We start from the raw sequence: 1315 nt of genomic DNA, 5'->3' as shown, positions 1-1315 counted from the left end.
CCCGTATCTGCAGCAGTACCTGACGGCGGAACCGCCGATCCGGGAGCCGGCGGACTTTGGGCGGGCGTGCCGGACGGTGCATCCGCCGGGGAGGCCGCCGTCGGGGCGCCGGACGAAGCGGCCGGCGTCGGGGCAGCAGGTGTCGGGGCAGCGGAAGAGGCCGCCGGTGCAGGGGAAGAAGGGGCCTGCGTCGTGGGGACCGGTGATGGCGTGGTGGCTGCCGGTGTCCGGGCGGCGCCCGAGGTGGCCGCGGGTGAAGGCGACGGAACCGGCGATGCCGTGCCGGACGCGTCGGTGGACCCCTTGGAAACGCCCAACCGGTCCTTTAGCGGACCTCTTTCGGCTGGGCCCTTACCGGAACCCGCCGCATGCCCCGGCCGGCCGGGAGGCTCTTTGTCGTTGGCCGCGTAAGACGCTGGCACCCCTGCGGAAAAGACCAGTATCGCCCCGATGGCGGCAGCTGTTGCGCCGCGCCGGAGTCCCCCATGGACACTGGTCCGGGAACGGGAAAGTTCGGACCTGTAATCAACCATAGGTACCGACACTAGCCACATCGCGGAGGGAGGGAAAACCGAAAAATACCCCTCGGAAAGCGCTCCGCACAGCCGATGTCCGGCTGAACAGGGACGATGGTCAGCTGAGCAGTTTTTGAACGTGCTGACGTGTGTCAGACACCACGGCGGCGAGTCCGTTGCCGGCCACCCAACCGCCTACAATGGCCAGCCCTGGCTGTTCGGCGCACAGCTCCCTGACCTCGGCCACCCGCGCCTTGTGCCCAACGGCGGCAAAGGGCAGCGCACCTTCCCACCTGACAACATCCCAATCAACAACGTCTTTCCGCTGGACCGGGACCTCCAGCAGGGCCGACGCGTCGCGCAGGGCCGCAGCCAGGAGCTCCGTGTCGCTTGCGGGCGCTGGATCCGCGGCCGTGGCACCGGCGGTTGCGGTTCCCTCCAGACGCCCATAGGACAGCCGCAGCACATGGGTTCCCGGACCTGCCGCGGCAGCCAGCCAATCCCATTTTGCCGTTGCATGGGTGAGGGCTTTTGCTTGAATACCCGGAGCCTGGGGAGCCACCAGGATGCCGGTGCCCCGCGGCCGGCGGTCAAGCTCCGGCACGTCCACCACCAGGGTGACCAGCCGGACGTCGGGCCCGCTTTCCGGGCTTCTGCCGGCAAGCGCGGGCACCGCCGCCCGCAGCAGCCCGACGGCAGCCGGGCCCGGGAGCGCCACCACCAGCAGGCCGCCGTCGTACGTTGCGTCCGCGGCGGTGACCCGCCAGCCGTCCACCGTCCGGGCCACCCGGTCCGCAGCC

General features: G+C 70.3%; 1 protein-coding gene and 1 pseudogene. One reads left to right on the top strand and one right to left on the bottom strand.

Features of this window, described 5'->3' with window-relative positions; genetic code table 11:
• Positions 1-411: pseudogene (locus DBR22_RS23860) on the top strand (hypothetical protein); the annotation flags it as partial.
• 222 nt (positions 412-633) lie between these two features.
• Here DBR22_RS23860 and DBR22_RS13260 read toward each other — a convergent pair.
• A partial coding sequence (locus DBR22_RS13260; RefSeq protein ID WP_375134961.1) for a protoporphyrinogen/coproporphyrinogen oxidase occupies positions 634-1315 on the bottom strand: 682 nt, incomplete at its 5' end.

This window comes from Arthrobacter sp. HMWF013 (assembly GCF_003061105.1).
Classification (GTDB): domain Bacteria; phylum Actinomycetota; class Actinomycetes; order Actinomycetales; family Micrococcaceae; genus Arthrobacter.
This window is presented reverse-complemented; position numbering and strand designations above follow the sequence as displayed.